Source organism: Dysosmobacter sp. Marseille-Q4140 (assembly GCA_018228705.1).
Taxonomy (GTDB): Bacteria; Bacillota; Clostridia; order Oscillospirales; family Oscillospiraceae; genus Oscillibacter.
Genome location: CP073694.1, coordinates 239,597 through 261,770 on the forward strand (window position 1 = coordinate 239,597; position 22,174 = coordinate 261,770).

Genomic DNA, 22,174 nt, shown 5'->3' on the forward strand with positions numbered 1-22,174 from the left:
ATTGTTGTTGACTTCCGGCGCCATGGCGTTACAATGGCAAAAAGTGTGCATCCACGCAAGGAGGGATCCCATGAGCCTGTACAGCGGCGGCGGCAAGCGCCTGGCAAAGTCCCGGGGCGGAAAGCGGCTTTGCGCCCAAAAGCGCCGCAGGGCACCCCGCGTTCTGGGGCTCCTCGTGCTGTGTGCCGCCCTGCTGACCGGCGGCGCGCTGTGCTGGCAGCGCATGGTCCCGTCCGGAGCGCCGGACTCCTCCGGCAGCGATACGAACGCCCTCCCGGAGCAGTCTCCGCCCACCCAGGAACTCTCTGAAGAGCTCCCCGCAGAGGCCCCGGATGACGATACATTTCTCCTGAGCTTTGCCGGGGACTGCACCCTTGGCGTGGAGCATACCAGCTGGGGAAAAAGCGGCACCTTTCCGGCGGTGGTGGGCACCGACTACGCCTACCCCTTTGCCGGTGTGCGGGATCTGTTTATCCAGGATGACTTCACCTTCGTCAATCTGGAAGGGGCCCTGACGGACTACAACGTTCCCGTGGAAAAGGAGTACCGCTTCCGGGGACCGCCCGCCTACGGACAGATCCTCCTGGAGGGCGGCATCGACGCGGTGACGCTGGCCAACAACCACAGCGGGGATTATGGAAAGACCGGCCTGGCCGACACGCGGCAGGTGCTCTCAGACCTGGGCATCGCCGCCGGAGGCGACAAGGAGACCTTTCTCTACACCACGGACCGGGGGCTGACCATCGGCGTCTACACCGCCTATCATATCGGGAAGGCGGAGGTCCGGCAGGCTGTCGAGGACCTGCGGGCCCAGGGGGCCCAGATCATCATCGCCGCCTTCCACATGGGCACCGAGGGCTCCTACTCCCCCACCGCCTGGCAGAAGGAGATCTGCCGCTACGCCGCCGAGTGCGGCGCCCACATCGTCTACAACAGCCATCCCCACGTGCTCCAGCCCATGGAGCGGTGGGGCGAGAGTGTCATCCTGTACAGCATGGGGAACTTCTGCTTCGGCGGCAACCGCAACCCCTCCGACAAGGACACTGCCGTAGTCCAGATTGCCGTACAGCTGCGGGAGGACGGCACAGCGGAAGTGGCGGACGTGACCGCCGTGCCCTGCCGGGTCAGCAGCCGCTCCGACCGCAACGACTACCAGCCCACTCCCTATGAAGCGGACAGCAAGGAGGCCGCCCGGGTCCGAAGCAAGCTGGACGGCAGCTTTCGTCCTCCGGTGGTCCAGACGCCGGAACAGACTCCCGGCCAAGGCACCGGACAGACGGCGGAGGCCGTGCCGGTGGCCGCCCAGGCGGGCGCTGCGGCTGAAACCGCCTGAGTGCGGCGCTCCCCGATCCCAGAGAGACAGACAAAAAGGCCTGTGTTCCACAAGAACACAGGCCTTTTCACGCGCCTTTTCCGGCAGGGCCTCACGGCCCGTCATCCGCCCGCTGCTCCTCCGGGGCCTCCTCTGTCGGATACGGGTGCCAGCCGGAGGGCGGCTGCCGGTCGGGAAGCAGGCGGCGGAGCCTGCCCAGCAGCCCCTCCACCAGATGGAACCACAGGTTCCCCCACAGAAAAACGACCACCAGGACCGCCAAAAACGCCAGGATCGCTCCCAGGGACATCTCCGCCTCACTTCTTGGCAAACCGATTCATGAAGAAATCGGTAAAGGCCGCCAGCTCTGCCTCCTGGGACACATAGACATACAGCTTCTCATCGTCCAGCCAGTCGTAGGCGTTGATGCCGATGTAGCCCTTCCGGTCCGGATAGATGATAAAGGCGTCTGTTGGATATTTGTTGCGGTAGGCCTTGAGGATCTCGGAGCGGCGGTAGTAGGTGGGATCGCCGCAGCCGGAGAGATCGGGTACTGTGGGGACCACCACGATGGTCTCGCTGGCCTCGTTCCAGCCCACGATCAGATTGCCGATCTTGGTTTTGCTGCCGTGGACGAAGCCGTAGTTGAACCAGCCCACGTCCTCGGTGTAGCCGAAGATCAGCTTGTAATCGCCGCCGTTTTCCACCACCTGGTCAAACAGCACCCGCATCCTTTTGGCGTTGGCGCTGCTTTTCTCCTGATCCACCTCAGGCCCCTTGAACAGTTTTCCGAACAATCCCATGGTAGTTCCTCCTGCTTATTTTTATTCTGATCCGGCCGGGCGGCAGATGCTGCCCGGCGGCATCATTCATTTTTAAAGATAATAAAAACATTTTATCTTTATTTTGGGGCACAGTATCCGCCCGGCCCAAGGACACGGGCGGAACAGTGCTCCACCGTCACAAGGGATCCTGCTTCCGGACCCGCTCCAGATAGTCCACGATGCCCTCAATCTGGATGGCGGCGGTCTCGTCGGCAGCCTCCGGCACCAGCAGAGGCAGCGTATCCGGCACCGCCCGGCGGATCACCATAACGGACAGGCTCAGATTGGTGAGCAGCTGGATCCGCTTTTTATCGGCGCAGATACCAAAACACCGCAGGATCTCCCCAAAGAGCTGAAATTGTTTTTCCCGGAAGATCCGATAGCTCTCCGGCGACAGGCGGCGGAAAATACGCTGCTGCTCCTCCACGGTCAGCACAGCGATGCCGTTGCGCTCTCCGTCGCAGCAAGCCTCAAAAAAGCGGCGGACCCCCTCCCGCCAGCTCAGGGAAGGGTCCTCCATCAACCGGCGGGCATAGGACAGGATCTTGGGCTGCTGGAGGTACAGGGCCTCCACGATCAGGTCCTCCTTAGCGGGAAAGAAGGTATAGAAAAAGGTGCGGGAAATTCCTACCTTTTTGTAGATCTGTTCCACCGTGGTATGGCGGATTCCCTGTACGGCCATCAGCGACAGTCCGACAGAGATCAGGGCGGCGCGGATCTTCTCCCGCTCTTCCTCTGAGTATGCGACCTTCGGCATGGCAATCCCCCCTCTCAAATAAAGACAATTTAATAAAACCGTTTTTATTTTATCACATTTCTCCGGCAAGCACAAGTAAAAAAGCCTTTTGCTCCGTCCCTGCGTCAGCCGCGCAGAAAGCCCGTGCCCCAAAGGGACACGGGCTTTCTGCGGCACTGTTTTGCAGGCCTCATCAATGCCGCTTGATCCGCAGGCGCTCACTGCCCGGGCCAGGGCGCGCCGGGCATCCGGCACTCCCGTCTTCTCTTTGTCAGCTCGGCCGCCAGGCAGCAGGCCGGTTTACCGGTCCATCAGGCGGCAGAGCATGACCGCCGCCTGGGCTCGGGTGGCGGTGCCCCGGCCCTTGTAGCTGCCCTGCACCAGTTCCAGCCCCTGGGCCAGGGCCGCATAGCCCAGCTCGTCCGCCGGGATGGAGGACCGGTCCGGGTAGGCGCAGGTGAAGATGCCCTTGAGCTGGGCAACGGCGCCGTATCCGGCGCTGTCCAGCAGGCAGCGCACCAGCTGGCTCCGGGTGAGGACCGCACTGTCATTGCGCTCTGACCGGGTCAGCGTACCCCGGGCATAGGCGGCGGCATAGGCCTCGTCCCGCTCCTGCTCCGTGGCCTGGGCGGGGTCCAGGGCCATCCGGTCCAGGCTGTACAGAAGGCACACCAGATCCCACTGGGTCAGGGCCTTGCTGGGCTGGAACGCGCCGCCCAGATAACCCACGCCGTAGCGGGCCAGGCGCTGGATGTCGCTTTGCGCCCAGCTGCCCGCAAGATCGCCGTACGTGAGGTCCCCGTCGTCGCTCTGCCAGCTGTACAGGACCACCTGGCCGCTCTTGGCGTCGATGCCCCGGCAGGTCTCCTCCCGCTCCAGACTGTATCCCAGCTTCAGGTAGTAATAGGAGGTCAGGCCCATCTGCTGGAGCCGCCGGGTCACCTCGTCGGACCCCGTCAGCTTCTGGGGCACCAGCAGATAGCCCAGAGTCACCTCATAGGTGTCCATCCAGGCGTCCATGGCCGCCTGGGCGGAGAGCACGCCCTCGGGCGTGTCGAAGGAGACGGCCTCGTCATACTGGAAGCTGAAGCCGCACACCGAACCGGCGGAGGCGTCGATGCGGACGATGTAATACTGCTCCGGGAAGAAGTAGCCGTTTTCCTTCCTGGCAAAGCGGAAGGTGTAGCTGGAGACGCTCGCCCCGCTGTCCATGGGCACGGCCTCTTCGCCGGGCATCTCATAGAGGTCCAGGTGGGTATAGCGGTCACCGTAATAGGCCTTCAAAAACGCCTCCGCCGCGGCCTGGGCCTTCGTCTGGCTGACGGCGGCCTTCTGCTCACTGTCCCAGGGCATGGAGGAATAGAGGGTCTGGACCTGGCCGGTCCGGGCGTCCACAGTGAAGGTGCGGGCCAGTACGTCCTCCCCGCTGGTCCGGCTGTACCGGAGAACGCAGGTCACCGGGGCCTCGCCGTCCTCCGCTGTCTGTCCCACGGAGTAACGGGCAGAGGCCAGGGCATAGCGGCTCAGGCCGTATTCCGGTACGGCCCGCAGGGCTTTGTCCAGCGCCTCGGAGGACTGGACGCCCTCCAGCTGCCGGATGCCCTCCTGCTCGGCCTGGGACAGGCCGTTCTCCGCGGCCTCCGTCTCAGCAGCGGTATCTCCCGCCGCGGCGCCGGCACCGGATTTGTACATATCCTGCTCCAGCGCAGTCAGGTCTACCAGCTTCCCGGTCTTGGCATCCACATAGAAGGTGTGGACGCTGTCAGGCAGGTAGCACAGCACGGCGGTGGTGCTGTCCTCATCCGGCAGGATGTACTCCAGCCGCAGGGACTGCTCCGAGCGAAGGGCCTGTTCCGCAGCCGCCCGGGTGACGCTGGCGTCGGCAGAGGGGATGGTTCCCAGGAAGGCGGTCTCCGGCACATCCCGGCGGAAGCGGGTGACCACATTGTCCGCCGCCCGGACCGTGACGGAGCAGGTCAGAGGCGAGGGCAGGCCGTTTAACAAAATAGTGCCGGAGAAGCGGTAGGTGGTGCTGTCCAGGCTGTCCATCCCGGAGGGCTCCTCCAGCTCCACGGACTCACCCGCTCCCAGTACCCGTTTCAAAAAGGCGTTGGCCGCGGCGGCCGCCTGGCCGGCGTCCCCCTTGGGGAAGCCTGGAACGCCCTGGTCCGGACCAGAGGACGGTTCGCTGTTCGTCACATAGTAGTCGGTGATCGTTCCGTCAGCCAGGGCACTGACCGACAGGGATCCGGCATCTCCGCTCCAGTAGAGGTTCCAGAGCGGGGCCAGTTCTCCCTCTTCGTAATTGCCTCTGAAATCGGTGTAGCCGTCGGTATCCAGGTCCAGAGCGGACTTCACCGACCGGGTGACCCGGTCCAGATCTCCGTCAGTCCCGCCTGCGGCCTGGGCCCAGGGCAGGGCCGCGCCGGTGAACAGCAGAATGCTGAGCAGCAGGGAGAGCAGCTTTTTCATCGTCGTACCTCCATTCTCTTCGGCTGGTATCCGTAGGGTTTCTCCTTGCGATCCACTATAAGGTCAGACGAAAAAAATGTCAAAAGGTTCCACCGGCAAAAAGAAAATTTCCCCAGCCGCTCAGCCATGGCTGAAAACGGGAAAAACCGCCCGGTGGGGCGGTTTTTCCCGGAGAGTTTTTGCCGCGCCGGGATGAGGGGATCAAAGCGCGGCGGAGTGGTATCAAAGAAATCGTCAGGCGCGCTTTCGGTACAAGACCGCGGCCAGCAGGCCGATCAGAAGGACTGCCGCGCTGGCGCCCAACAGCAGTAAAGTATCTGTACTCGTCGTTCCGGACACAGCGGAATTCCCCGGGAAGGTCATTGCGGAGTTCCTGTCCGTCGGGTGACCCTGCTGACTGTCTCCGGCGGAGGAGGCGGCGGACGGCTGCCCGCCGCCTGCCGCGTCCGGAGAGGGAACATCATTTGGAGCGGTCTGCTGCTCCGGCATGGCAGAGGCTTCGTCGGCGGCGTCATCCGCGCCCTGCGGACTGCCCGCCGATGGCTCCCCGGCGTCCGGCTGGGAGCCCTCCTGCTCCGCCGGCGCGCCCGTGGAAGCAGAGAGATCTCCCTCCCCCGTCTGACCGCGATCCCGGATGCCTATACCGCCGCCCATGCCGCCGTTGTTCATGGAGCCCATGTCGGAGATGCTGAGGCCGGAGGCGTCCACCAGGGCGCTGCCGTCCTCCGTCTGGCCCTCGTCGGTGGAGGGGATGGTCCCCTCCAGCTGGCCACGGACGCTCTGCGCCCGCAGCAGACAGAACCGCTCCAGCGTGTCGATGCCGGCCTCAAATTCCTCGTAGGTACAGAATTTGGTGGGATCCTGCTCTACATAGGGGGCGATCAGGGCCTTGGTCTCGGCCATCATCTGCTCAAAATAGCCGCTTTCGAAATACTGGGCGATAAACTCTGAGAAATACTGATGGTACAGGGCCGTATATTCCTCGTCGGCAAAGATCCAGGCCAGCATGGGCCGGGATTCCACCGTGCCGCCGGAGACCGGCGTGTCGATGGGGTAGTTCACCATGGACGTGGCGTCGCCGCCGCCCTGGAAGCCGCCGAAGGCCAGGTTATAGTCCCAGGGGATCATGGACAGGAGGCCGTCCTCCTCGTAGAGGTAGTAGTTGTGGATCATGGAGCCGGTGTAGCTGTCGAAGTTGCAGACGAAATTGTGGACCACGAAATAGCGGATCACCTGGTCCACATCCACCACCGCTTCAATGTCCGTCCCCTCGTTGAGCTGCTTTTGCTTTTCCATATTCTCCACGATGGGCCGGATGGCCCGGCGGGACAGGAAGATCACCAGCAGCAGCATGACCCCCCAGCAGGCAAGACCCGCCGCACCGGAGAGCAGTAGCACCCGCAGGTAGGAGAGGTTTTCCACGGAGGTGTCCAGGAATACCAGGGCGCTGCCCCGGCCGGACCGGCTCTCCCCCAGCAGATAGCGGAAGCGGCCGGTCCGTCCGCTCTCGTCCCCGCTCTCATAGATCCGGCAGGCCATCTCCTCCGCCTCCGCCTCCGTCACGGCGGAGGTGCGGCTCACATCCACGGAGAGGACTGCGCCGCTGCGGTCGAACCGGACCACGAAGAAATTGGAGGACAGGAACGTGTCGTAGTCGTTTTTCGGCGGGTCCATGAAGGGCCGGGGCATACTGGTGTCCGGCTGGGGCAGCAGTCCGCTCCCCCCCCTCGTGCTCCGCCACCACCCGCAGCGTCCGGTCGGTCTGCCCGCCCACGATGACCATATTGGCAATATTGATGGCGCCCAGCATAAACACAATCAGAACCGTGATGGCCGCCATAGCGGTCATCACAAATTTTTTCTGGAGGGTCCGGATCATTCCGCCACCTCCAGCCGGTAGCCCACATTCCGCCTGGCGGCGATGGTCACGTCGGCGTTCAGCGCTGCCAAGCGCTTGCGCAGATAGGAGATGTAGACCCACACTGTCCCCAGTTCCGCCTCGGTGTCGTACCCCCACACCTTTACCAGCAGTTCCTCCGAGGACAGATACACATCCTTGTTCAGCATCAGCAGTTCCATCAGCCGATACTCCAGCTTTGGCAGGACAAACGTCTGGCCGCCGCCGGAGAGCTCGTAGGTCTGCTGGTTCAGCGTGATGCTGCCCCGCCGCAGGACATTGGGGGTGAACTCCTCCCGGCGGCGCAGCATGGCCCGGACCCGGGCCAGCAGCAGCTCCATGGAAAAGGGCTTGGGCAGGTAGTCATCCGCCCCCAGGTCCAGGCCCTGGACCTGGTCCTCGATCTCCCCCTTGGCCGTCAGCAGCAAAATGGGCGTGCGGCACCCCTCGGCCCGCAGCTGCCGCAGGACCTCCAGCCCGCTGAGCTTCGGCATCATGATGTCCAGGATGATGCCGTCATAGTGCTCCAGGCGGGCATAGGCCAGGGCGTCCGCCCCGTCGGCCACGGCGTCCACCATGTAGTTGTGATAGGTCAGAATGTCCACCACGGCCTCGGACATGGCCGCCTCATCCTCCGCATACAGCAGCTTCATACACACACCTCTTTTCGGAGAGGATACCGCCCGCAGCTTAACCGAACCTTAGAAACTGCCCGGGGCGCGGGAAAATTCTGTTGACAGTTATGCTCTACAAGTGTAGAATATTAATATACTACAAATGTAGAGGAGTGATCCCATGACTCCGACCATCCGCCGTCTGCCGGACGGAGAGCTGGAAGTGATGCAGGCCCTGTGGGCCTGCAAGGCCCCTGCGGCCGCCGCAGACCTGGAGGAGCGCCTGCGCGCCTCCCACCCCATGGCGCCCACCACGGTGCTGACCATCCTGACCCGGCTGGGGGAAAAGGGCTTTGTGACCGCGGAGAGAGCCGGCCGGAGGAGAGTGTACCGGCCCCTGGTGTCCCGGTCGGACTACCTGGCCGCCCAGAGCGGCGCCTTTTTCCGGGGACTCTGCGGCGGCAGCGTATCCACCTTCGCCGCCGCCCTGTGCGACAGCGGGCTTAGCCGGGAGGAGCTGGAGGAGCTGCGGGACCTGCTGGAGAGGGACGCCCTATGAGCGTGGATGAGATGCTGGCACGGACCATGTCCGCCAGTTCCCTCCTCACCAAGCGGGAGATCTTCTGCCTGGTGGCGGCAGTGGCAGTGGCCGCGGCCGTCAGCGAAAAGAGCTTTCGGGACGGTGACGGAACGCCCCTGGACGGGAGGCGACGGCACATCCCCTACCTGGCTACCTTCTGGCTTCCGCCGCTGATGCTGATTTTCGCGCTGCTGCCCTGCTTCGGCCTGCTGTCCTTCCGGCACGTGCTGTCCGTGCTGTTCTCCGTACTGGTCAGCGTCTGCGTCTATGACGCTCTGCTGCTGACGGCCCTGCCTCTTCTGCGGCGGTACGTCAGCGCCCGGACCTGCGCCGTGCTGTGGCTGCTGCCCAACTATCTGGTCCTCCTGGCCAACCTGAACCAGATGAAGCTGGACCGGCCCCGCTGGGTGGTGCATCTGCCCGTCATGGCCGTGCAGGCAGCCTGCGTCCTGTGGGCCGCCGGGTTCTGCGCCGTTCTTGTGGGGAAGATCGCCGGTCACCTGCGCTTCCGCCGCGCCCTGCTGCGCCGGGCACGCCCCGCAGAAGATCCGGAATGGCTGGCCCTGTGGCGGAAGGTCCAGACGGACGCCGGCTTTCCGTCGGCGCCTTACCGGCTGGTAGTCTCCCCCGCCGCGGCCACGCCGTTGAGCATCGGCCTCTTTCCCGGGGCCCTCCGGGTGGTGCTGCCGGAGCGGGCGTACACGGCGGAGGAGCTGGAGCTGGTGCTGCGGCACGAGCTGGTCCATCTCTCCCGCCGGGACAATGTGACCAAGTTCTTCCTGGTGTTCTGCACCGCCCTGTGCTGGTTCAACCCCCTGACGTGGCTGGCCATGGACCGCAGCGCCCAGGACATTGAGCTGGGCTGCGACGAGACGGTGCTGCTGGACGCGGATGAGGGCACCCGCCGTCGCTACGCGGAGCTGCTGCTCTCCGCCGCCGGGGACGGCTGGGGCTTTACCACCTGCCTCTCCGCCTCGGCCCGGTCCCTGCGCTACCGGCTGCGGTCTGTACTGCATCCGGCCGCGGAGCGGCGGTCCGCAGCGGCCCTGGTGGGCGTTTTGATCTTCGCCCTGCTGTCCACCGGCGGCTGGCCCGCCCTGGTCGCAGACAGCGGCGCCGGGCGGGACCTGCTCTTCCCCACCGGCCGGCCTGAGGACTACACTGTCCAGCGCGTCGCCTGGCGGGAGGACTGGGAGAGCACGGAGTACACCTGCGCCGACGGCGCCGCCCTGACCGGGCTTCTGGGGGATCTGGAGCTGGGTGAGCTGGACGGCAATTACGCCACTCGTTCCCTGGGTCTCCCCAGAGGGAAGGACGGCGGTCTGATCGTGGAATACGCCGGGCCCGGCGGGTCCTACACCGCCGTGCTGGAGGACCACTATCTGGAGCTCTTCCCCGACGCCGCCAGCGCCCCCGTCCTCTCCGACCGGGTCTACCATCTCAGGGAGCCCGCGGACTGGACAGCGGTCTTTTCCCTGCTGGAGGCGGCCCCCGGCTGAGCGCCCGTACATCCATCCTCACAAGAGGGCGGCGGCAAGACAGCCGCTCCCGGAAAGGAATGTCTCATGAATTCGGAACTCTACACGGAGACTGCGGCCCGGGTACTGGTATCTCTGCTCTTTGCCGGGGCAACGGTCTGGGCCTTCCTCCGCGCGGGGGAGCAGGCGGAAACGGACGCGCCCGGCAAAAAGCCCCGCCAGCGGTATCTGCCGTATCTTGCGGGCTGGGTGCTGCCGCTCTATGTGGCTTTTACGGCCATCCTCCTCTGTCTGACCTACGGCCCGGAGCGGGCGGCGCGAGCCCTGCTGTCGCTCTGCTTTCCCATTTTCCTGAGCATCTGCGTCTATGACGCCCTTTTGCTGCCGGCACTGCCGCTGCTGCGCAGACGCATCAGCGCCCGGACCTGCGCCGCACTGTGGCTGCTGCCCACCTACCTGTACCTCACCGCCTACCCCTGCATGGAGCGGTCGGAGCCGCGGTGGGTGGTGTCCCTGCCGGTGCCGGTGATCTGGGTCGGGGCGGTGTGGGCCACAGGCTTCTGCGCTGTGCTGGGGTGGAAGATCGCGGACCATCTGCGCTTCCGCCGCGCATTGCTCAAAAGCGCCCGGCCGGTGGAGGACCCGGACGATCTGGCACTGTGGCAGGAAGAACAGCAAAGCGCCGGATGGAAAAAGATCCGCCTCCCCCTGCTGGTCTCCCCGGCCGTGTCCACGCCGCTGAGCGTCGGTCTCTTCTCCCGGTCCATCCGGGTGGTGCTGCCGGAGCGGACGTACACGGCGGAGGACCTGCGGCTGATCCTGCGCCACGAGATCATCCACATCAGCCGGACGGACAGCGCCGCCAAGTTCTTTCTGGTGTTCTGCACCGCCATGTGCTGGTTCAACCCCCTGATGTGGCTGGCAAAGGAGCGCAGCGCCCAGGACCTGGAGCTCAGCTGCGACGAAACGGTGCTGCTGGACGCCGGCGACGGCGCCCGCCGCCGCTACGCGGAGCTGCTGCTCTCCGCCGCCGGGAACGGCCGGGGCTTCACCACCTGTCTCTCCGCCTCGGCCAAGACCCTGCGCTACCGGCTGCGCAGCGTGGTCCATCCGCCCCGCCGCCACGGCGGCGCCCTGCTGGTCGGCGTGCTGATGTTCGCCCTGCTGATGACCAGCAGCCTCACGGCCCTGGCCTACGATCCCGTCCGGGGCGCGGAGGTGTTCTTTCCCGACGGGCAGGAGGCATATACACTCCGCACAGTCCAGTGGCACACGAAGATGCGGACCGTACCCTGCCGCTGCGCCGACCCGGAGGCCCTGGCCTCCAGGCTGGGCGATCTGAAGCTGGAGGCCCTTGCCGGGAAGTACACTTTCTCCGGCATCCGCCCCCTGCTGGAGGTCTGCTTCGAGGGCCCGGAGGGCACGGTCTGGATCGTGGTCCGGGAGAAATCTCTGTCGGTGATCCCCATGGGTCGTCCGTCTCTGCAGTCTGAGGGCGACTACTATCTGCCCCAGGGAGCGGACCTGGAAGCCCTGGCGCAGCTCCTGACGTTTTCAGAGTGACCCCGCAGCAAAGCAGCGGGACGGAGCATTCCGTCCCGCTGCTTCTCGCTTCTCAGGCCAAAGGCACTGTCGTCTCCCTGAACCGGAGGGCGGCGGCCTGGTCCAGGTCCACCGGCATCTTCCAGGCGAAGCTGCCCACATAAGGGCTGACATCGGCCTCGCCCACCCAGTTGGCGCGGCCGCCCTCAGTAGCGACCTCCGAACCGTCCTTCAGTACCAGGACCATATCATAGAACGCCAGAGCGTTTTTCCAGTCCTGGGGCGCGCAGGTCAGCTGCACGCCGGTGGAGGTGACCTCCACCTTCTGATAGGTCACCTGCCGGGTGACGCCGTCCTCCGTCAGCGGCAGCGTCACGTTCTCCAGCACCAGGGGCGGCTGGGTCTCCGTGGCCGACAGGGAGATGGGCACCTCCCAGCGGCCCTTCACCAGCACCTCCCCGTCTGCTCTCAGGTCCTCCAGCTCCAATGTCATGTCCCGGCTCTCCGTCAGGTCCGCGGTGGGGTCCGGGCTCTCATAGCGCACCAGCATCTCCAGACTGCCGTCCTCCCGGACCCGTGTGTTGTCCCGGGAGAAAATGATCCCGGTGCTGACCACGATCCCTACTTCCTCAAAGCTCTTTTCAGGCGCGCCCTCCAGCCATCCGGACCAGAAGGAGTAGTGCTTTCCCGGCTGGTAATCGCCGCTCACATGGAGCAGAATCCACAGATTTGACTTTCCGGCAGTGACGGAATCCACCGTCACCGTGACCTCCGACGCCGCGGCCGCCGCTTCGGCGGCCGGGGATTGTGCCGTATCCTCCGGGCCGGCGGCATTCTCCTCCCGGGATGCCGGAGATGACGTTCCGCTCTCCGGCCCCGCTGCGGGGGCCGTCTCCTCCCCGACCGCCCCGGGGAGCTCCACGATGACATCCTCCTCCCGCTCCTGCCCGGCGGCCTGGCTGCCCACGCTCTGGGTCAGGCCGTCCACGGCGGCGGCCTGGCCCTTATCCATCTTCGTCTGGCCGGTGGCCTCCTGCCAGTACTGGCGGAACCAGTCCTGGATGCCCGGTGTGCTGACGGCCAGCGCCGTCCCGGCCAGCAGCAACACCACCAGGACCGCCGCCAGCAGGGTCTTGGGCACTTGCCGGTGCAGCGCGCGCCGCTCCTGCTTCGTCATATTTCGTACCTCCTCCTTCAGCCGGTGGGAGGCGGCCACATGGTCAAAGGCCCGCTGATACTTCGTCCGCATGGTTCAGCCCTCCTCCAACTGTTGTCTCAGCTTCCGCCGGGCCCGGTCCAGCCGGGTCCGGACGGTGGAGACATTCAAGCCCAGCATGGCCCCCACCTCCGCCGCCGAGTAGCCCTCGTAGTGGTGGAGGTACAGGGGGACACGGTATTTCTTCGGCAGGCGCAGGACCTCTTCCAGCACCTGCCGGTCCTCCGGTTCCGGCGCCAGAGGCTCCGCCGCTTCCTCCAGGGAAACGGTGTGGAGCCGCCAGGGCGTGCGGGATAGATCCTTGCAGACATTGACGCTGACCCGAGCCAGCCAGTATCGCAGCCGCTCCTCCTCCCCCGGCGGCGGACCGCTCTTCCACAGCCGCAGCATCACCTCCTGGGCGGCGTCCTCCGCGTCGGGGACGTTGCCGAACCAGTTCAGGGCGATTCGGTACACCATATTCAAATACCGCTCAGCGGCTTCGTTGAATTCCGCTTCCGTCAGCATGGGCATGTCTCCTGTTCTTGTTTTTCCCGGAAAGGCCTTTCACCTATAATACCGGGTTTTCCAGCCGAACGTCTCATTTTCCGCAGAAAATTTTCTTCCGGCTCCCGGCGCTCTCTCCGGCTTTACAAACGGCAAAAAATACCGTATGCTGGAGGCGGAAGGGAGGCGCCGCCATGGAGGATCGAAAAAACGAACACCGGCTGTGGGTCCACGCCGGCGGCGTGTTCGCCCTGGTGCTGGCAGCGGCGCTGCTGCTGACCGCGTACATGGAATACGGCGCCATCCAGCAGGACCGGGACCGCATGTCCCATATCGCCCAGTCCATCGGCTCGGAAACCTATGAGACGCTGCTCTCTGAAATGGGAAAGACCCGGGTGCTGGAGGCCTATCTGATCCAGACCGGCGGCTCTTACCAGGGCTTTGAAAAGGTCGCTCCCATTCTGCTGCGGGAGCGGTTCGTGCGGAACGTGCTCTTCGCTCCCGGCGGCGTGGTGGAGGCGATCTATCCCCTAGCTGGCAATGAGAGCGCCATGGGCCTGGATATGAACGAGGAAGGCGCGGGCAATCTGGAGGCCCGGGCCGCCATGGAAAAGGGCGAGCTCTATATCGCCGGTCCCTTCGAGCTGGTTCAAGGAGGCCTGGGCATCGCCGGGCGGCTGCCGGTATATCTGGAGGATGCCGCCGGGCAGCGGACCTTCTGGGGCATCGTCTCCGTGACGCTGGACTTCCCGGAGGTCCTCTCCGGCAGCCCGGTGGAGCGGGTCAGCGACCAGGGCTTCGCCTGCGAGGTCTGGCGCATCAATCCGGACACCGGGGAGCGGCAGACCATTTTGATGTCGGAGACGGCGCCCCGGTCCGGCTGGGAGGCGGTCTCTCTTCAGCAGGAGCTGTTCAATGCCGACTGGACCATCACCCTCTCTCCCCTGCGGCCCTGGTACGCCCAGCCCAGTCTGTGGCTGTACCTGGCCATTGGACTGCTGCTGAGCCTGCTGGCCGCTGCGGGCACTTACAACCTGGAACGTGTACGGCTGATGCAGGCCGAGGCCGCCCGGCGGGAGATCCTCCAGCTCCAGACCCAGCTGGAGCACGAGCAGACCGATATGCTCCTCAGCCAGATCCGGTCCCATTTCTTCTACCACACCCTCAACTCCCTCCAGGCCCTGATCGTCCTGCAGCCGGACGCCGCCTACAAAATGGCCGGAGATTTCGCGCGATATCTGCGCTTTACCCTGGATGCGGCCACCGCCGCCGGGGGCATGGGCTCCTTCCGGGAGGAACTGCGGGCGGTGCGGGCCTATGCCGACATCAACCAAGCCCAGCTGGGCAAGCGGCTGACCATGGTCTACCATGTGCCGCCGGAGGCGGACTTCCCCCTGCCGGTGCTGACCATCCAGCCGGTGGTGGAGAACGCCATCCTCCACGGCATCAAGCCCAAGGTTGGCGGCGGTACCGTCACTCTCACCCTGGACGAGACGCCGACCCACTGGCGCGTCACCGTGGCCGACGACGGCCTGGGCTTCGACCCCACCGCGGCTACGGAGGCAGGCTCCATCGGCCTTGGCAATGTGCGCCGCCGGCTCAGCCGTTTCCCCGGCTGCGGCATCGAGATCGAAAGCGCTCCGGGCCGGGGTACGCGGGTGGTGCTGTCCTATCAGAAGAGTGCAGATCAATTTTTGACAAATTCTATACAATATCCACAATGAAGCGTACGGTTCCCGTACGCTTCATTTGGTATAATCTACATAGAAAAGGGAGGTGAGGCGCTTTGAAGACCATCCTGGTGGACGACATGCTGCTGGACCTGCAGCTGTTCGAGCTGAAATGCGCCGACATGCCCGACTTTGAGATCGTGGGCAAATTCACGGACCCTGACCAGGCCATCGCCTATGCCGCCGGTCATGTGGTGGACTTTGCTCTGCTGGACATCGACATGCCCGGTATGAACGGCATGGAGCTGGCGCAGCGCCTGCGTCAGATCCGGGGCGACATCATCATCGTCTTTGCCACGGCCCACCCCAAGTTCGCCGTGGACGCCCTGCGGATGAAGGCGGACTACATGATCTTCAAACCCTTTGACCGGGAGGACATCGCCGATGTCATGGAGCGGGCCAAGCTCCTGCGCCGGCGGCAGAGCAAGCGGTTTTTCTTCCGCACCTTCGGCTCCTTCGACATGCTGGTGGACGGGGAGCCGGTCCGCTTCCGCTCCGCCAAGGCCAAGGAGCTGATGGCCCTGTGCCTGTACCGGCAGGGCTGTCCCGTGTCCATTCACGAGATCGTGGAGTGCCTCTGGGGCGAGGAGACCGCCGGAGCCGACAGCACCGGCTACCGCCGCACCATCAAGGAGCTGACGGACACGCTCCGTGACTGCGCCGCAGAGGAGCTGATCCTCCGGGCCAGGGGGAGCCTTCAGCTGCGGCTGGAGCTGGTGGACTCCGACTACCAGCGCTTTCTGGACGGGGACGAGGACGCCATCTGCCATTTCCAGGGGGATTTTCTGCGGCAGTACTCCTGGGCGGAGCCCATGATCTACACCTTGCAGGAGAAAAAGCAACTGATGCTCGCCCGTCTGTCCCGGCGGGATGAGCACCCATGAAGGAGGGATGGACGTTGGATGAATTCCTGAGAATGGAGCACGTCAGCAAACGGTTCGGCGACTTCTACGCCAACAGGGAGATCGACCTCACCGTCCGGCGGGGCGAGGTCCACACCCTGCTGGGCGAGAACGGCGCCGGCAAGTCCACGCTGATGAACGTCCTCATCGGGCTGTATCAGCCCACGGAGGGCGCCATCTACTTAGACGGCAAAAAGGTCCGCATCGACTCCCCCGCCCAGGCGGTGAAGCTGGGCATCGGCATGGTCCATCAGCATTTCATGCTGGTAGAGGCCATGACGGTCTTTGAGAACATCATCCTGGGCGACCGGAACACGAAGGGGATCTTTATCGACCGGGAGGCCCGGAAAAAGGAGATCCTGGACCTCTCCGCCCGGTACGGCCTGGACGTGGAACTGGACAAGCCCATCACGGAGATCGCCGTGGGCGCCCAGCAGCGGGTGGAGATCCTCAAGGCCCTATACCGGGGCGCGGAGCTGCTGATCCTGGACGAACCCTCCGCCGCCCTGACGGACATCGAGGTGGAGGGCCTGTTCGACATCATGCGCAAGCTCACCGGCGAGGGCAAGAGCATCATCTTCATCAGCCACAAGATGCGGGAGGTCATGCGGATCTCCGACCGGATCACCATTCTTCGGGCGGGCCGGACCGTTTGCACCCTGAACCGGGACGACACCAACGGCGAGGAGCTGGCCAACCTGATGATCGGCCGGGAGCTGACCCCCTCCCACTACGAGAAGATCACCGCCCCGGGAGAGCCGGTGGTGTCCCTGGAGAAGGTGGACTACCACAAGGAGTCCAAGCACAACGGCCTCAACGGCGTGTCCCTGACCGTGGGCCGGGGCGAGATCGTGGGCATCGCCGGCGTGGACGGCAACGGCCAGAGCCAGCTGGCCCAGGTGGTCACCGGCGTGCTGACGCCGGACGCCGGCCATGTGGACCTGAAGGGGTCCCGGGTGGCCCAGTTCACCCCCAACGGCTTTATTCTGGAGAGCGTGTCTCACATCCCCGAGGACCGGAACAAGATGGGCCTCATCGGCAGCATGTCCATCCAGGAGAACATCGTCCTCAAATCCACGGACACCCCCCAGTTCTCCTCCGCCCGGGGCTTCCGGCTGAAAAAGCGGGCCATCCGGGAGTATGCGGAGAAGATGCGGGAGAAATACGACATCCGCTGCACCTCCGTGGACCAGGAGACCCGGAACCTCTCCGGCGGCAACCAGCAGAAGGTCATCCTGGCCCGGGAGCTGGAGGGCCACCCGGACCTGCTGGTGGCGGTCCACCCCACCCGGGGCCTGGACATCGGCGCCACCCGCTTCGTCCACGACACCATGATCGAGGCCCGTGAAAAGGGCTGCGGCGTGCTGCTGATCTCCGCCGACTTCGACGAGATCCTGGAGGTTTCCGACCGGATCGTGGTCATGTTCGAGGGACAGGTGATGGGCGTCTTTTCCGGCAAGGAACCACCCATCCAGGACATCAGTCTGGCCATGGCCGGCAAGTGAGGAGGGAGACACGGATATGAAAAACAGCAACAAGCTGATCTGCGTGCTGGTGCCGGTGGTCTCCGTGCTGCTGGCCTTCGCCATCGGCTGCGCGGTCATGGCCTTCCTGGGCGCCAATCCCCTGACGGCGCTGCAGTCCCTGTGGACCGGTGCCTTCGGCAACTTGCGCAACGTGGGCACCACGCTGTCCCGGGCAACGCCCCTGATCTTCACGGGCCTTTGCGCCTGCTTTGCCTACCGCTGCGGCGTGTTCAACCTGGGCGGCGAGGGCCAGTTCATCATCGGCTCCGTGGTCTGCTGCTATGTGGCCACCCAGAGCGGGATCGAGGGCCTCCCCGCCATCATCCTGTGCCTGATCGCCGGGGCTGTTGCCGGCGGTCTGTGGGCGCTGATCCCGGGCCTTTTGAAAGTTTACCGGGGCCAGAACGAAATGATCATCTCCATCATGCTCAACTATGTGGCCACCCTCTTCATGGGCGTGGTGTACACCAACTGGCTGCGGGAGGGCAGCGTGCCCCAGACCATGTCCGTCCCGGACGCCACCAAGCTCAGCCGCCTGTTCGGCCTGCGGGCCACCACGGCCTTCGTCATCGCCATCGCGGCGGGCCTTTTGGTCTACTACTTCCTGTTCTACACCTCCAAGGGCTTCCAGCTGCGGGCGGTGGGATTGAACATGACGGCGGCGGAGTTCAACGGCTTCGCGGTCAAGCGCTACATCCTCTTCAGCTTCGTGGTCTCCGGCGTCATTGCGGGCCTGGGCGGCAGCGCGGAGCTGCTGGGCACCCAGTACCGGCTCATCAACGGCTTCGCCTCCGGCTACGGCTTCGACGGCGTGGCCATGGCCCTGATCGCCCAGCTCCACCCCCTGGCGACCATCCTGGTGGCCATCTTCTTCGCGGCGCTGCGGGTGGGCTCCACCACCATGCAGGCGGCCACCGGCGTGCCCACCAGCGTCTCGGACATCATCCAGGCCCTGGTGATCGTGTTCACCGTGGCGGGCCTCGCCATGGTGAAGCTGCCCCAGTTCAAGGCGGCCATTGACCGCCTCTTTACCAGAAAGGAGGCCGCTACGTCATGAGTTGGGAATTCATCTCCAATCTGCTGCTGGCCAGCATCCGCATGGCCACGCCCCTGATCTTCCTGTCCCTGGCGGAGCTGTACTCCCAGCGGGCAGGCCTGGTCCACATCGGCCTGGAGGGTCTGGCCGCCATCGGCTCCCTGGCGGGCTTTTTGGTGAGCCTCATCACCGGCAGCCCCATGCTGGGTGTGGCGGCCGGCGCGGCGGTGGGCATCCTGGTGAACTTGGTCTTTGCCTATGCCACCGTAACGCTTTGCGCTGAGCAGATCGTCTACGGCATGGCCATCAACATCTTCGCCCCGGCCCTGGCGGCCTTCATCTACCGGGTCTACTTCGGCGCCGGCAGCACCCTGGTGCAGGTGACGCTGATGAACAACCTCTCCGCCACCCTGGGCATCAGCACCGACAACTTCCTGCTCAAGCTCCTGCTGGATCAGCCCCCCATGGTGTATCTGGCCTACGGTCTGGTGATCTTCACCGCCATCTACTTCAACAAGACCAAGTCCGGCCTCAACTACAAGGCCGTGGGCGAGTATCCCAAGGCCGCGGCCACCCTGGGCATCAACGTGATCGGCGTGAAGTACGCCGCCTGCGTGATCTGCGGCGCCCTGGCCGGCATCGGCGGCGCCTACCTCACCACCTGCTACTCCAACACCTATGTGGACGGCAACGTGGCCGGACGGGGCTTCATCGCCCTGGCGGCGGTGATCTTCGGCCGCTGGACCGGCGCCGGCGTGCTGCTGGCGTGTTTGTTCTTCGGCTTCTGCGACGCGCTGCAGATCCGCCTCCAGGTGGGCAGCTTCGGCATCCCCTATCAGTTCTTCCAGATGATCCCCTATATCGCCACGGTGGTGGTGCTGGCCCTGATCGGCATGAAGAAGGCCGGCCCCAAGGGCGCCGGCAAGCCCTACCTGCGGGAGGATCAGTGAGGAATAACCGCCGCCTGCGCGGCTGTTAGATCATAGAACGTACCTTAAACCACGGATATCAAGAATTGGAGGAAAGAATGATGAAAAAACTGTTTGCTCTGCTCTTATCCCTGGCGATGGTCCTGTCCCTGGCCGCCTGCGGCGGCGGTGGCGGCGACACGGCCGCCGATGACGGCGGCGCCCAGACCGAGGAGTCTGGCGGAGACAAAGAATACAAGGTGGCCATGATCTGCGACTCCAGCATCTCCGACGGCGGGTGGGGCATGTCCTGCTACAACGCCATGGTGGACGCTGCCGCTGAGCACGGCTGGGCCACCGAGGTCTCCGACATGATCGCCCAGTCCGCCTACTATGAGACCATCGTCACCTACTGCGACCTGGGCTATGACCTGATCTACGCCCCCGGCAACCAGTACACCGACGCTGTTCTCCAGGCCGCCGAGGAGTATCCGGATGTGGCCTTCGCCCTGCTCAACGGCGGCACCGGCACCCCTGAGCAGGCCGTCAACGGCAACGTCACCTCCCTGCTGCCCGACGCCCAGCAGGTCGGCTGGATCGCCGGCGCTCTGGCGGGTCTCATGACCGAGACCGGCACCATCGCCTTCATCGGCGGCATGGAGCTGGACACCACCGTGGGCAAGTACAACGGCTATGCCGAGGCGGCCGCCTATGTGGGCGAGCAGGCCGGCAAGACCGTCAGCACCCTGGACATCGTCTACTCCGGCGACTTCTCCGCCTCCGACAAGGGCATTGAGTTCGCCAAGGCCATGATCGACGAGGGCGCCGACGTGTTCTTCGGCGACGCCTCCGCCGTGGACTCCGGCGCCCGGCAGGCCATCGACGAGGCCAACGCCGCCAGCGGCTCTGTGAAGATCTACGACATCGCCCAGCCCTCCGATCTGCTGGGTCAGAACGAGTGCATCATCTGCAGCCAGGTCACCGACAACGCCTCCCTGGTGGGTCTTTGCATGGAGGCCGTGCAGAGCGGCACCTTCGGCGGAGAGGTCATCTACGGCACCATGCAGAACGGCGTTCTGTCCGCCGGCGGCCTCAGCGACCTGGTCCCCGCGGAGGTCCAGGACCAGTATCTGGCCTACATCGACCAGATGGTGGAAGGCACCTTCATGCAGTGATCGGTGGACCGCATCCGGCAAGCACCGCTCATCCCTTGTGAAGAAAGAGACACGGCCAAGGCCGTGTCTCTTCTTCTGCTTCCCGTCTGAACGGGGAACGCCGCTCAGCTTATGGATTCCTCTACTTTACAAGGCGAGGCCTGCGGAAAAACGCAGGCCTCGTCCCAGGTAGGCACTTCAGCGCCTTGGCAGCATGTCAGTTCCGGCCGGCAATGGAGGCCCGGCGGCGCTGCATCTCATTGCGCCAGACCATGATCTCCCTGGCGGTGACCCGCTGGCCGCGGGCGATGGCCTCGCGGCAGGGCTCCAGCAGGGCATTTTCCGCATCCATTGCCCGGACGCAGGCCTCCGCCACCTCCCCGGCGATCTCCTCCGGGATCACGATGGCTCCGTGATGGTCGGCATGGATGAGGTCGCCGGGCCGCACGGTCATGCCGCAGATATCCACCTCGGTCCCGGCCTCCACCATATGGATGTAAGCGTGGGAGATCAGGACCTCTTTGGAGAACATGTAAAAGCCGACCTTCCGGACTTCTTCGATATCCCGCACACCGCCGTCCGTGATGACGCCGATGCAGCCCAGGGCCCGGTGGACAGTCGCCTGCACATCGCCCCAGAAGGAACCCACAGGCACCCGGTCCAGATCCTGGATAGCGGCCACCATGGGCAGATCGAATCCCTCGTATTGACGGTAATACGCTTCCATGACCTCAGCGTGTTCCGGGCGGGCCGGATGCCGGGCCGAAATCACACCGGTCCGGGCGTAGCCCACCATGGGCTTGTCGCTCATGGCGGAACGCAGCCGCAGCTCCGGCCGGGTGAAGCCTTCCGTCCGCCCCCGGACGCCGAAGCCCTCGATAGCGTTGCAGATGGTCGGCGTGTCGAATCTCGACAGCGCCTCCAGCTGCTCACGTGTCAGCAATTTCATCTCAATATGCCTTTCCCATCGCTTCCAGCACACTGCGGGAAGTCTGCAAGACGCCCTGCGCGCCGCTGACGATGTAGTTGAAGTCAAAATTCATAGCGATGTAGTTGACGCCCCTGCGGACCCAGTCCCGGACGAAGCTCTCGCTGCAGGCACCGGAGACGCCAAAGAGCTTTCCGCTCCCAGCCAGGGCCTCACCGATCTTGTCGAACTGCTCCCGGACCTCCGGGTCATTGACGGTGTAGGTCCGCTCCGGGGTATTCATGCTCATGCAGAAGTCGTTGGGCCCCACCACAAAGCCGCTGATTCCGGGCAGCTTTGCGATCTCCGGCAGATCCTTCACCACGTCGATATGCTCGATCTGCACGATGGTAAGGACGTACTTGTCGGTGTTGTCCACGTAGTCCTGCTTATCCCAGATGCCGTAGTTGACGGCCCGCCTGGGACCCATGCCGCGGATGCCGTAGGGGGGATAGTGGGTGGCGGCGGCGGCCTGTCTGGCCTCCTCCAAGGAGCAGACCATGGGCACCACGATGCCGTCGGCGCCCATATCCAGAACCGCCTTGATGATGACCGGGTCATTCCAGGGGACCCGCACGATGCCGGCGGCTCCGGCGGCCCGGCAGGCCATCAGATGGTTTTGGATGTCCTTGCGGTCAATGGCGCTGTGCTCTCCATCGATCCAGATGAAATCAAAACCGCAGCCGGCAATCATCTCGGTGATAAAGGGACTGTCGAAGCCCACGTGGGATCCCAGGGCAATTTTTCCCTGGGCAACTTTATCCGTGATCTTATGTGCGTTGTACATCTGCATC

At 64.5% G+C, this 22,174-nt stretch carries 20 protein-coding genes; 10 read left to right on the plus strand and 10 right to left on the minus strand.

The annotated features are described in order from the left end of the window. Window positions 1–70: 70 nt before the first annotated feature. Window positions 71–1,333 (plus strand): CapA family protein, encoded by a 1,263-nt coding sequence (locus KFE19_01175; protein QUO38169.1) that lies wholly within the window; start codon window positions 71–73, stop codon window positions 1,331–1,333. Window positions 1,334–1,424: 91 nt separating this feature from the next. Here KFE19_01175 and KFE19_01180 read toward each other — a convergent pair whose 3' ends face one another. From KFE19_01180 to KFE19_01205, 6 genes are all read right to left on the minus strand, one after another. Next, window positions 1,425–1,643, minus strand: a complete 219-nt coding sequence (locus tag KFE19_01180) for a hypothetical protein (GenBank protein ID QUO38170.1) — start codon at window positions 1,641–1,643, stop codon at window positions 1,425–1,427. Continuing rightward, complete coding sequence (locus tag KFE19_01185; protein QUO38171.1) at window positions 1,630–2,115, minus strand: hypothetical protein; 486 nt, start codon at window positions 2,113–2,115, stop codon at window positions 1,630–1,632. The genes KFE19_01180 and KFE19_01185 overlap by 14 nt, the downstream gene beginning before the upstream one ends. Window positions 2,116–2,272: 157 nt before the next feature. Continuing rightward, window positions 2,273–2,893, minus strand: coding sequence for a TetR/AcrR family transcriptional regulator (locus KFE19_01190; GenBank protein QUO38172.1), 621 nt, complete (start codon window positions 2,891–2,893; stop codon window positions 2,273–2,275). 279 nt (window positions 2,894–3,172) lie between these two features. Next, window positions 3,173–5,344 carry an S-layer homology domain-containing protein gene (locus KFE19_01195; protein ID QUO38173.1) on the minus strand — a complete coding sequence of 724 codons (2,172 nt, stop codon included), beginning with the start codon at window positions 5,342–5,344 and terminating at the stop codon, window positions 3,173–3,175. 234 nt (window positions 5,345–5,578) lie between these two features. Then, the gene (locus tag KFE19_01200) at window positions 5,579–7,033 is read right to left on the minus strand and encodes a CotH kinase family protein (GenBank protein ID QUO38174.1); all 1,455 of its coding nucleotides are present in this window, start codon (window positions 7,031–7,033) and stop codon (window positions 5,579–5,581) included. A 186-nt stretch (window positions 7,034–7,219) separates the two neighbouring features. Further along, window positions 7,220–7,894 carry a response regulator transcription factor gene (locus KFE19_01205; GenBank protein QUO38175.1) on the minus strand — a complete coding sequence of 225 codons (675 nt, stop codon included), beginning with the start codon at window positions 7,892–7,894 and terminating at the stop codon, window positions 7,220–7,222. A 142-nt stretch (window positions 7,895–8,036) separates the two neighbouring features. Here KFE19_01205 and KFE19_01210 point away from each other — a divergent pair, with 142 nt between their 5' ends. From KFE19_01210 to KFE19_01220, 3 genes are all read left to right on the plus strand, one after another. After that, window positions 8,037–8,414, plus strand: coding sequence for a BlaI/MecI/CopY family transcriptional regulator (locus KFE19_01210; GenBank protein QUO38176.1), 378 nt, complete (start codon window positions 8,037–8,039; stop codon window positions 8,412–8,414). Further along, entirely contained in the window at window positions 8,411–9,934 is a 1,524-nt protein-coding gene (locus KFE19_01215; GenBank protein QUO38177.1) for a M56 family metallopeptidase, read from the plus strand. The genes KFE19_01210 and KFE19_01215 overlap by 4 nt, the downstream gene beginning before the upstream one ends. 459 nt (window positions 9,935–10,393) lie before the next feature. Then, on the plus strand, window positions 10,394–11,476 hold the full coding sequence (locus KFE19_01220) for a M56 family metallopeptidase (GenBank protein QUO39483.1): 1,083 nt from the start codon (window positions 10,394–10,396) through the stop codon (window positions 11,474–11,476). Window positions 11,477–11,528: 52 nt separating this feature from the next. Here the strand turns inward: KFE19_01220 and KFE19_01225 are convergent, their stop codons facing one another. Next, the gene (locus KFE19_01225; protein ID QUO38178.1) at window positions 11,529–12,704 is read right to left on the minus strand and encodes a hypothetical protein; all 1,176 of its coding nucleotides are present in this window, start codon (window positions 12,702–12,704) and stop codon (window positions 11,529–11,531) included. Between the two features lie 3 nt (window positions 12,705–12,707). Beyond that, complete coding sequence (locus KFE19_01230; GenBank protein ID QUO39484.1) at window positions 12,708–13,175, minus strand: RNA polymerase sigma factor; 468 nt, start codon at window positions 13,173–13,175, stop codon at window positions 12,708–12,710. Window positions 13,176–13,351: 176 nt separating this feature from the next. On the opposite strand from KFE19_01230, the gene KFE19_01235 reads away from it, so the two are divergent. From KFE19_01235 to KFE19_01260, 6 genes are all read left to right on the plus strand, one after another. Continuing rightward, complete coding sequence (locus KFE19_01235) at window positions 13,352–14,881, plus strand: histidine kinase (protein QUO38179.1); 1,530 nt, start codon at window positions 13,352–13,354, stop codon at window positions 14,879–14,881. Window positions 14,882–14,943: 62 nt separating this feature from the next. Next, window positions 14,944–15,771, plus strand: a complete 828-nt coding sequence (locus KFE19_01240) for a response regulator (GenBank protein QUO38180.1) — start codon at window positions 14,944–14,946, stop codon at window positions 15,769–15,771. Between the two features lie 14 nt (window positions 15,772–15,785). Continuing rightward, window positions 15,786–17,294, plus strand: coding sequence for an ABC transporter ATP-binding protein (locus KFE19_01245; protein ID QUO38181.1), 1,509 nt, complete (start codon window positions 15,786–15,788; stop codon window positions 17,292–17,294). Window positions 17,295–17,310: 16 nt separating this feature from the next. After that, entirely contained in the window at window positions 17,311–18,372 is a 1,062-nt protein-coding gene (locus tag KFE19_01250; GenBank protein ID QUO38182.1) for an ABC transporter permease, read from the plus strand. Next, entirely contained in the window at window positions 18,369–19,301 is a 933-nt protein-coding gene (locus tag KFE19_01255) for an ABC transporter permease (GenBank protein ID QUO38183.1), read from the plus strand. Before KFE19_01250 ends, KFE19_01255 begins: the two co-directional genes overlap by 4 nt. Before the next feature lie 80 nt (window positions 19,302–19,381). Continuing rightward, complete coding sequence (locus KFE19_01260; protein ID QUO38184.1) at window positions 19,382–20,434, plus strand: BMP family protein; 1,053 nt, start codon at window positions 19,382–19,384, stop codon at window positions 20,432–20,434. A gap of 196 nt (window positions 20,435–20,630) precedes the next feature. Here KFE19_01260 and KFE19_01265 read toward each other — a convergent pair whose 3' ends face one another. Together KFE19_01265 and KFE19_01270 are read right to left on the minus strand one after the other, a co-directional pair. Next, entirely contained in the window at window positions 20,631–21,362 is a 732-nt protein-coding gene (locus tag KFE19_01265; GenBank protein QUO38185.1) for an RraA family protein, read from the minus strand. Window position 21,363: 1 nt separating this feature from the next. Next, window positions 21,364–22,167, minus strand: coding sequence for a 4-hydroxy-3-methylbut-2-en-1-yl diphosphate synthase (locus KFE19_01270; GenBank protein QUO38186.1), 804 nt, complete (start codon window positions 22,165–22,167; stop codon window positions 21,364–21,366). Window positions 22,168–22,174: the final 7 nt, after the last annotated feature.